General features: G+C 60.4%; 9 protein-coding genes. 1 reads left to right on the top strand and 8 read right to left on the bottom strand.

From position 1 onward, the window contains the following. Window positions 1-38: 38 nt before the first annotated feature. Together OXE05_11340 and OXE05_11335 are read right to left on the bottom strand one after the other, a co-directional pair. On the bottom strand, window positions 39-1,295 hold the full coding sequence (locus OXE05_11340; protein MCY4437912.1) for a dihydroxy-acid dehydratase: 1,257 nt from the start codon (window positions 1,293-1,295) through the stop codon (window positions 39-41). Between the two features lie 686 nt (window positions 1,296-1,981). Further along, window positions 1,982-2,284 carry a GYD domain-containing protein gene (locus tag OXE05_11335; GenBank protein MCY4437911.1) on the bottom strand — a complete coding sequence of 101 codons (303 nt, stop codon included), beginning with the start codon at window positions 2,282-2,284 and terminating at the stop codon, window positions 1,982-1,984. Window positions 2,285-2,568: 284 nt separating this feature from the next. On the opposite strand from OXE05_11335, the gene OXE05_11330 reads away from it, so the two are divergent. After that, window positions 2,569-4,584, top strand: coding sequence for a DUF3604 domain-containing protein (locus tag OXE05_11330; protein ID MCY4437910.1), 2,016 nt, complete (start codon window positions 2,569-2,571; stop codon window positions 4,582-4,584). A gap of 237 nt (window positions 4,585-4,821) precedes the next feature. On the opposite strand, the gene eno is transcribed toward OXE05_11330, so the two are convergent. From eno to OXE05_11300, 6 genes are all read right to left on the bottom strand, one after another. Continuing rightward, window positions 4,822-6,255, bottom strand: coding sequence for a phosphopyruvate hydratase (eno, locus tag OXE05_11325; protein MCY4437909.1), 1,434 nt, complete (start codon window positions 6,253-6,255; stop codon window positions 4,822-4,824). Next, the gene (locus OXE05_11320; GenBank protein MCY4437908.1) at window positions 6,255-7,556 is read right to left on the bottom strand and encodes an aminoglycoside phosphotransferase family protein; all 1,302 of its coding nucleotides are present in this window, start codon (window positions 7,554-7,556) and stop codon (window positions 6,255-6,257) included. Before OXE05_11320 ends, eno begins: the two co-directional genes overlap by 1 nt. A 69-nt stretch (window positions 7,557-7,625) precedes the next feature. Then, the gene (locus tag OXE05_11315) at window positions 7,626-8,024 is read right to left on the bottom strand and encodes a type II toxin-antitoxin system VapC family toxin (GenBank protein MCY4437907.1); all 399 of its coding nucleotides are present in this window, start codon (window positions 8,022-8,024) and stop codon (window positions 7,626-7,628) included. Continuing rightward, window positions 8,021-8,254 (bottom strand): type II toxin-antitoxin system PrlF family antitoxin, encoded by a 234-nt coding sequence (locus tag OXE05_11310; GenBank protein MCY4437906.1) that lies wholly within the window; start codon window positions 8,252-8,254, stop codon window positions 8,021-8,023. The genes OXE05_11315 and OXE05_11310 overlap by 4 nt, the downstream gene beginning before the upstream one ends. Window positions 8,255-8,429: 175 nt before the next feature. Then, window positions 8,430-8,663 (bottom strand): hypothetical protein, encoded by a 234-nt coding sequence (locus tag OXE05_11305; protein MCY4437905.1) that lies wholly within the window; start codon window positions 8,661-8,663, stop codon window positions 8,430-8,432. Further along, window positions 8,663-9,103, bottom strand: coding sequence for a hypothetical protein (locus OXE05_11300; GenBank protein ID MCY4437904.1), 441 nt, complete (start codon window positions 9,101-9,103; stop codon window positions 8,663-8,665). Before OXE05_11300 ends, OXE05_11305 begins: the two co-directional genes overlap by 1 nt. Window positions 9,104-9,998 lie beyond the last annotated feature (895 nt).

The following is a 9,998-nucleotide window of genomic DNA, read 5'->3' as shown; positions in this document are numbered from 1 at the left end:
TTGAGTTCTCCTTGCACCAACGCGTGGACGGCTTCCCCCTAGATCTCGAAGCCGGTCGCGGGACGGGGGTGTACGGGGTTGCCCACCCCCGCCACTTTTACCACCGCGCCCTCCGGAGCTAGGTTGCCGCGCAGAATGACCATCGTGCCACCGGCAAATATCGGATCGTCCGCCGAGCGCACGATGTCCTGGCCGTTTTCCGATACCTGTGCGCCTGCCACGTCTTCCGCCAGCGTCTGGCCCGTCACCGTGAGGCAGTCGCCGTGGAGCAGACCGGCTCGCAACATCTCCCGCATGATGAGCGGCACACCGCCCACCTTGTCGAGGTCGGCCATCACGTACCGACCGCCGGGTCGCATGTCGGCAATATGGGGCACGCGCTTGCTCACGCGATCAATGTCGTCGAGATCGAACGGCACGCCCGCTTCCCAGGCGATGGCGGGCAGATGGAGCGCCGCGTTCGTTGAACCGCCGGCTGCCAGCGCGACAGCTACCGAGTTCTCCATCGACTCTTTCGTGATGATGTCGGACGGCTTCCGGTTGTTGCGCACGCAGTCCATCACCAGATGGCCCGCGTCCACGCACACCTGATCGCGGCGTTCGTCCATGGCCGGTGGCGAGGCGCTGCCGGGTACCGAGAGACCCATGGCCTCCAGCGCGCTCGACATGGTGTTGGCCGTGTACATGCCGCCGCACGAGCCCGGCCCCGGACAGGCGTGCAACTCAAGGTCGGTCAGTTCATCATCGCTGAGATTGCCGGCTGCGTGCGCGCCTACGGCCTCGAACACGTCCTGAATTGTCACGTCCTTGCCCTGCCAGCGCCCCGGCATAATGCTGCCTCCATAGACGAAAACGCTGGGAATATCGAGGCGCGCCATGGCCATGGCGCAGCCCGGCAGGCTCTTATCGCACCCGGCAATCGTGACCACGCCGTCTAAGCGCTCGCCGATGGCAACCGCCTCAATCGAGTCCGCAATGATCTCCCGCGTCACCAGGCTGGTGCGCATACCTTCCGTGCCCATGGCAATGCCGTCGCTCACCGTAATGGCGACAAACTCAATCGGTGTACCGCCGGCTTCGCGAATACCTTCCTTTACCTTCTGGGCCAACCGGTCCAGGTGGTAATTGCACGGCGTCACCTCATTCCACGTACTGGCCACGCCAATGAGCGGCTTGGCCAGGTCTTCGCTGCTAAACCCCATGGCGTGGAACATCGAGCGCGCGGGGGCACTCTTCGGTCCCACGGTGATATCTTTACTAAACGGTTTGATGTCCACGTTGCCACTGTCACTCATACGGTCTATTCTCCTCGTTTGTAACTACACGAAGCGAGGTGCATGCCTCACTTGCGGCCCACACTGCGCGTACGAGACTGTTGCGCCGCACGGTCTCTGCCATCTCTGCTGCCAAGCACCATCAGGCGGTCTCCCGGCGCGCCGCCAATCGCCCGGCCAATTCAGCCCTGATTGCGACGAATGGCGCTCAGTTTATTCCGACTGTAAGTAGAAGAATACCACTCCACCACAGCACATGCCGAATAGAGCACAGATCAAAGCAAAGAAGGTATGTCCGCGGACCAATCGTGTCGCAATAAAGTAGCGCGGGGGCTTGTCCCCCGCCTGAGTGGGAGCACAGAGCGCAATCTCCGGCTGCAATCTCTCATGAGGGAGCCACTGCAGATAGGTTGACCCTACAGCGGCGCAGAGCCTGCACCGTATTCGATACGGGGTTACAAACCTGTTCTGAGCACTTCGACAGGCTCAGGACGGGCCCTTCGGCAGAGCCTGTCGAAGGGCCTGCGCTATCGAGGATATGAGGCGCGGTGCTCTGCGCCACTTTGTCTAATGCGACAACATTGGTCTGCGTACCCACCCTGTACGTGAAAGCAAGTAAAGGACTCTTCGCGCAAGGCCGACCCGCGTCTTATGCCAGAACGGATAGCTGGGCAAGTTACCGGTGCTCTCTACCATTCACGATGGACCTACGTGCCTCCGGCGATCTCCGGCCATTGGCTTTCCGGAAAGGCGCGCATGGTCTCGGTTGCGCCGCCGGAGTTGCGCAGCGCGAGCATGGCCCGCGCGCAGGAGACGTCATCGGGAAATTCGGTGATCAGCACGCCATCGTATTGCCCCATTGTCAGGTATACCTCTATCAGTTTGCCGCCGTGGCGCTCGATGGTCGCACGGGTTGCGGGCGCGCCGTCGGCAAAGGCCTCCTCCAGCGGCGTGTCGAGATCGTCAACTTCCGCATTGGTCATCGTGAGCAGCACAACGTATGTATTCATAGAGCTGTCCCCCTTGCAGTCTTGTGATTCTATTGGACTCGCCTGTCGGAGCAAGACGTGCACACGCGGGCTTACTGTCGCAAGTATTCGGAATCCGCAAGACCCTGTCAACGCCGCCTCTTCGCCGCTTGCCGCTACGCCATGCGCCGCCCACCATCGACCGCAGGTTACAAACCTGTCCTGAGCCTGTCGAAGGGCCTGCGCTACCGGAGTAACCGACCTCGCTCTGCACGACCACATGTGGCTATAATCACAGTGGTCAATTCTGAAGTAAGGTCACTATTATGACACCCTGCATACGCGCATCAGTCTCACCAGCGGTAGGCACGGCCGGCGAGTACGGCACGTGGGTCGTACGCTGCATGGTCGAAGAAGGCGAGCTCGCCGCCGGCGACACCATTGCCGTAGCGCTGCCCCACACCTGGCACGCCTGGCAACGCAACTCTGCCAAAGGCGTGCACAGCCTCGATCCCACACAACCCAACTACGTCTCGGCCCGATCCTCCCGCGAGGACGTAGAGATTCGCTGCACCGTGCCCGATGGCTCCACCGACGAGTACGAGAAGCGTACCCGCGACGCTCTTGTGGGTCCGCCCAACCGCTGCGCGTACCACACAGAGGTGACCGTGACTCAAGGCATGCTGCGGGCCGGCGACTGGATAGATGTGACCTATGGCGATACCGGAGGCGGCAGCCCCGGCTTCACCGCCGCGCTCCATCCCAATGGGCATGAGCCCGTGCGCATTGCCGTGATTCCTGCTGGCAGCGAGGGCAGCAGGAACCTGCTTCCCGTGGCAGAGAGTCCACTGATCGTAACCAAGGCGGCGGAACCAGTGGAAATCGCCGCGTATGCTCCTTCTCACGCACGCGTGGGCTCGGAAGTGGCTTGCCACGTTGTAGCGCTGGACGCCTGGCAAAACCCCGCCACGTCTGCGCAAGTCTCATTTGCCGTCTCAATCGCAGAAGGCCGCGCGGAGCACCCTGATACCGTTACGCTCAATCCGGAGACCGGTACGTGCGTCGTGCCGTTTACGCCAACCGCGCCGGGTGTGTTGCGGCTGACGGTGACAGCGCTTACCGGTCAGGGCCTGCCCTTCGCCAAGCTCAGGGCGAACGGAAAGGAAATGCCTGAACAAGAGGAGAAGAGCAGGCCCAGAGCGAACGGCGGCGGGACTCTGGCGGCGACATCTAATCCCATTCTTTGTGCCAGTGAACTACCGGACGAACAGGTATTCTGGGGTGATCTGCATTCCCACGCCCGGCGCAGTTTCGACGCCACCGGCGACCTGCCATTTCATTACGCACGCGACGTGGCGCGCCTCGACTTCTACGCCCTCACCGACCACGTGGAGGGCCTTTCGGACGAGATGTGGCAAGAAATCCAGCTCGCCACGCAGGACTGGTACGATCCCGGCCGGTTTGCAACGATTCTCGGCTACGAGGCCACGTTTCCCGCGCCCTGGGCGCACCACAACGTCTACTTTCGCGACGACGGCGACGTGCGCATCGGCCGCCACAACGGCACCGTGCAAGACCTCTGGCAGCAGCTCGTTACCGGCGAGGCGATGACTATCCCCCACCACACGGGCGTGCGCTTTTCGTCGAAGGCCAGCAACCTGCCCGGCGGCACCGGCCCGAACATCGACTGGCAATACGCCAACGATACCTTCCGGCGCGTCGTCGAGGTCTATTCCGGTCACGGCCTCTGCGAATACTACGATCCGGAGCATCCGCTGGCCTACCAGCACTGCGATTTCTCGTTGAACGACTCGGCGGTAGGCCCCCACTACGTGCAGGACGGCTGGCTCACGGGACAGCGCATGGGAACGATCTGTTCGTCGGACAACCATCAGGCGCAGCCGGGCAGACGCCAAACCGGCCTCGCGGGGGTGTGGGCGCCCGCGCTCACGCGCAGCAGCATCTTCGATAGCATCCACAATCGCCAGACCTACGGCACCACCGGCGCGCGCATTATTTTAAAAGCGTGGGTAAACGATGTCTTCATGGGACAGGAGACCGCTAGCGGCAACGGCGTGAGCGTGCGCGTCTGGACCGTGGGCACGGCAGAACTTGCCTGGATCGAGATTCTGCGTGGCGACCTGGACGCGCAGCGCTTCGACGTGGTCTACCGTCGGGAGCCGGAAACTGCGGAAGCCGCCTTTACTTGGGATGATCCCCAGCCGGTGGCGAACGCGCTCTATTATGTGCGGCTGCGGCAAAAGGAGCCCGTGGCTGGGCGCGTGGTGCAAGCGTGGTCAAGCCCGGTATGGGTTGTGCAGAATAAGGAAGATGAGACGTAGGATGCCATCGCGGTTTTCCGCTCACCTTTCGACAGGCTCAAAGCGAACGGAATACCTGCTGCCCTACATTCACACCGTACCAATTACGCACCGAATTGAACACGCACCGTACAATACGTGCACTGATCTGCAAGCGCACTGTACTAAACGTGCACTGTTCTGCGCACGTACCGTGCTACCTCCACGTTGTGCTCGCCCACTCGAACTCTTGCCGAAGTGGAGCGCGCATACCCAGACTCACGAAGGCAAGAGTAAAGGTGCGCCGAGAAACCGCCGAAAAACCTCGCGTCCGCGGTAGACGCCGTGCGGCCATAGTTCTTCCTCGATCCGCAGCAGTTGGTTGTACTTGGCCAGGCGTTCCGAGCGCGTAATAGAGCCAATCTTAATCTGGCCCGCGTTCATGCCCACCGCCAGGTCGGCAATGGTCGCATCTTCAGTCTCCCCCGAACGCGCGGAGACCACCGGCAAGTATCCGTGAGTTCGCGCCAGCCTCAGTGTTGCCATGGCCGCGGTCAGCGTGCCGACTTGATTCACTTTGACGAGCACCGCATTCGCCGCGTTGGTCTCAATGCCCTGCTGCAGGCGCTGCACGTTGGTGACAAAGAGATCGTCACCGATGAGTTGCGCCCGCCCGCCCACGCGAGTTGTGAGCGCCTGCCAGCCGGACCAATCGTCTTCCGCCAGACCGTCTTCAATTGAGATAATCGGATACGCTTCAACCCAGCGCGCGAGCAGGTCCACCATCTCCGCGCTCGAGAGTATCCGATTCTCCGCGCTCAGGTGATACTTGCCTTCGTGGTAGAAGTGCGTCGCCGCTACGTCGAGGCCAATTGCCGCGTCTTCCCCGGGCCGATAGCCGGCCCTCTCGATCGCCCGCACGAGTAGCTGCACGGCGGCCTCATTCGCTGGAAGCCCGCCGCCGGTAGGCTCACCCGCGCCCACCGGCGGCGTCAAGCCGCCCTCATCCGCCACCAGCGTGCTCGCCCCGCGCGCGGTGAGCAATTCATACATGGCGTGGTAGACGTTGCGCACCATTACCAGCGCGTCGCTGAAGCTATGGGCGCCAATGGGAATAAGGAGAAAATCCTGAAAGTCAACGACGCCGCGCGCGTGCAGCCCGCCGCTGAGGATGTTCACCATCGGCACCGGCAACTCTCGGGCTAGACTGCCTCCCAGATAGCGGTAGAGCGGCAGGCCGAGACTCTCCGCCGCCGCGTGGGCCGCTGCCAAGGAGACGCCGAGCACCGCGTTGCCGCCCAAGCGGCGCAGGTTCGGCGTACCATCGGAAGCCACCAGAACCGAGTCAACCTCGTGCTGCCGTGTGGCCTCAACGCCGACCACGGCGGGACCGAGCACCTCGTTTACGTGACGCACGGCATGGCGCACGCCCTTGCCCTGATAGCGTGCCGGATTGCCGTCACGAAACTCCAGGGCCTCATGCCGTCCCGTCGACGCGCCCGAGGGCACAATGGCGCGACCGCGTGCGCCGCCCGCAAGGGTTACGTCCACTTCGACAGTGGGCACACCCCGCGAGTCAAGCACTTCCCTCGCATGCACATGCGCTATCGTCGTCGCGGGGCTAGCTTTACCTATTCCAGGTTCGGTTCCGTCATTCCCGCGCCCGGTTCCGTCATTCCCGCTTTCGCGGGAATCCATCTGCTCTTCTTGCATTAGTTCGCCATCTCCCCGGCAATGCAGGTGTACACGTCGTCAACAACACCGGGCCGTTCGTGCAAGATACACCTGCTCACGCGTCGCACGATCTCCTTGGTTGCTTCGTCCGTAATGTACTCAACCGGCGACTTGCCGTCGATGCGCGCCAGCATGAGACAGCCAAGCTGTCTCAGCGTCTCGGCCTGCATCTCGGTCCAGTCAACACCCGTCAATTCGTCACGATAGCCTGCCAATAGTGCAGAAACCGCTTGGAAGTAATCCTGCTGAACATGGGCGTTGACGATGGACTTTATCAGCAGGTGATTGACGCAGAAAGCCAAGTCGAACGCCGGGTCACCCCAGTGCACCACCTCGAAGTCGAGCAGAAGCAGGGACTGGTCACGCCCACCATCCTCGTGAGGCACACAGGCTGCTTCCTCCGGTAGCGCAGGTTCGATTGCCTCCGGTAGCGCAGGTTCGCAACCTGCGTTCGCCGGCACCTGCGCACCCGTCCGTGGCTCGACGTGGCCCCCGTCTTTCCCGCCCACAGGGCCGTCGGGTGGCCCGCTCTCTCCGTCATTCCCGCGCAAGCGGGAATCCATCTTCTTTGCGCCGCTGATACTTAACCCAGAGCGGGGGACAAGCCCCCGTGCTACGGTTGAAGAACCGAAGCGGGAAGGCTCCCCCTCGCGCAAGACAAACATATTCTTCGGACTATAGTCGCCGTGCACCAACGCCAACTTCCGCGCCTTCATCTGCGCAATCGCATGGTCGAACACCGGCCGCAAGGACGGATGCTTATCCGCCGTAGAGTTGTAATACGGGTCCACCCGCAATTGCCAAAAAACCTCGTCATCGATAAACTGCTGCTTCACCGCCGGGTCCTGGATAGCATGCATTTGAGCGAGCATGCGGCCTGCCCCCACCGCCACGGGCACGTCTACCCTACCGGAAAGCAAGTCCTCTTTCCAAAGCGTTGCCGACTCCGGCGCGCAGGACATGCCGTAGATGAAGTTCTCTTCGTCGATGAAATGCACCTCCGGTACCGCGCCGCTTGGCAGATAACCCGCCACGACACGCAGTGCCTCCGCCTCCCGCAAGGCGCGATCGATGCGCGACGGCCAGTAGGCCTCCACCCGCAATTCAGGCAATGCCTGCTTGAGCACCATGCACTGTGCGGGAGTAGTGACCATGAGGACAATGTTCGATACTCCGCCACCCAAGGCTTTCACGCGAACCACAGCCTCAGAGTCTAGCGCGCCCTGCGCAGCGAGATAGCGCCCAATCTCCGCACAGTCCATCTTGTCAAGAGCAAGCATGGGGTAGAGCTTTTCTAACCTTGCTTCAAGAACTAAAACGAGAAAAGCATGCCTGTTGGTCTACAATGTTCAAGCCTCAACCAACATAGCACCAGCCAACCGAGCTAGTTTTCGATCAAAGGTGTAGAGAGGATGGGACCCTACACGTTCCATCGCTGCGAGGATCATAAGGTCAGAGAAATCAGCACTGCCTTGCCCGTAACGAATTGCTGCGCGAGCAACGTCTTCTGTAGTCTCCACGACGAGGCAGTCCGTAGCAATGAGCTCCAGCACCACATCCGCAATCTGAGCACGCGCAAAGCCGTAGGCGCGTTCCAATATCCATACAACTTCCAGCATGACCTCACGGCAGATGAACCCCGGTCGCTGCTGGGTCAAGCCTTGCAACAGAGCCTGTGCCGCCTCCGCCTGCTGTACGTTGTCTCGCACCAAGTAGCGAATGAGCACATTGGTGTCCAAGGCGATCACGCTTCCGTTGCTCCGTCCGCGATGGCGCGCTCCATGTCTTCCAGGGAGATCACTGGGCCCCTATGGGGCAACGCGCCGAATAAGCGACCAATAGGTCGTACTTTGATGATTCGCACTTCTCCATCCAAAATGATGTACCGCACTCGATCTCCCGGTGCCAAAGCAAGTGCTTTCCGCACGGCTTTAGGCAGTGTAGTCTGCCCTTTTGTGGTAACACCGGACTCAAGCATGACAAATCTCCTCTACACATTACTTTAGGAATAAATTCCTGATATTCTAAGTATAGCAAGGAGATAAGTCAAATTGCACGTCCTCTTGGCATCAAGTTTACTTTCCTGCACTCCTAATGAAGTGAAAAACACCGGGAAACCGCTTACCAACTACAGAACCTATCAAGAATCCAAGTCATCGGAAGGTCTCCGGTCCAAGTGGTCGGTAAACCCTATCGTGCCTGCCAGGACCCCAATCATCCGGGCCAAGACCTTCTTCGTCGAATAGCGGATAGGTGTCCGAGAGCCCAAATGTAAAGGCTGACTGCCGAAGCTGGAGTCGCAGCGTGTAGACCATGAATCTGAAGAGACTCTCAGGATACCGGCCGATGAAGAGCACGGGAATCCAGGTAAGCCAGTACACGAGCATTACCAGCAGTTCAATAACAAATAAGAAAATGAAAAAGGGACGAGCACGGCGAACCGGAATATGCCACCGGCGAGCGGCAGCGCCAATGAGCGGTTCGGCTGGGCCGGCACTGCAAATTCGAGCCGTACGTCAGCGCTGGAATCGAGCGAAAACCCAGGGTACGTATCGCTGAGGCCGAGAAAGAAGCAGTTGGCTTTGGCTGTGAGCCGCATCGATCCGACGGCGAGCGCGTAGGCAGGTCCCCAGTACTTGCCCGTCAAGAGCACGACAAACGCATTGATGATACTGAGGCAGATTGCGGCCAAGTCGACGATTGTGAGCCAGATGCTTACCGGAATTACAATCACGAGCTTGACTGCGCCGCCAATCATGGGCAACGCCCACAGCCGATTCGGGTTCTCGAGATACTCGACGCTAAAGGTCGAGTTCTCTGTCTCCATCGTTGGGCCCCCCGTGTTCATCAGGAGATTCATTCTTGCCCCTGCCGGTCGGCCCTACACACGCATGCGGGCATGATCGCGGTCGCTCTTCCCATTGGGCCGTCTGCCACCTCGCAGGTACAGCGTCACCGCCTTGATAGTAGCATGGCCGCTGCTTGCAGCGTCACTCACGGCTGGGAAGCATGGCATGGTATTCACTGGCATGTGTTGGTTTCCCTCTTTAGATAGATGGTTGACTGACCGCAGCATGGCGTAAACTGATTGCATGCTATTGAGGGACCTTTGCAAGACTCTAGCCAGCAAGCCAGCAGGCCCCCTCACCCTAGCCCTCTCCCCCAGGAGAGGGAACCGGAGGGCTCCGCAACTTCTCGGCGCCGCGTTTTGCACCTCTCCCCCAGAAGAAGCTGACAGGGGTAGGTAGAGTACAAATAAGGTATCTAGACTTGGAAAGCACGTGGCTCTCTGGCATCTTTTCGGTACTAGTTTGAAGATTGTCCATGGTGCTGATACCTGAATCGCCAAGCAACTATCCCTGTCGACCCAGGAAAGGGAACCGGAGCGCACCGCATTCACTTGGCGCCGCGTTTTGCACCCTCTCCCTGGGGAGACCTTTGCATAACCCCACTTTCAAGCAGGGGCACTCCCTCTCCTGGGGGAGAGGGTTGGGGTGAGGGGGTCTTTTTGCTACGATGGCCCTTTACGCTGGGCAGTGTCACGACGTATCAGGGCAGATTCGGTGTGCATATGGAGAGATTTCAGGAGATCCACCCTCCCCCCCGTATCACGTACGGGGCAAGCTCTAGCCCTCTCCCGTCGAGGGAGAGGGGACATCCGCGCTGTGGCGAGGGTTATGCAAAGATCTCCGTCGAGGGAGAGGGAACTATTTCGCTACCGC

The organism is Chloroflexota bacterium, from assembly GCA_026710945.1.
Classification (GTDB): domain Bacteria; phylum Chloroflexota; class UBA11872; order VXOZ01; family VXOZ01; genus VXOZ01.
This window is presented reverse-complemented; position numbering and strand designations above follow the sequence as displayed.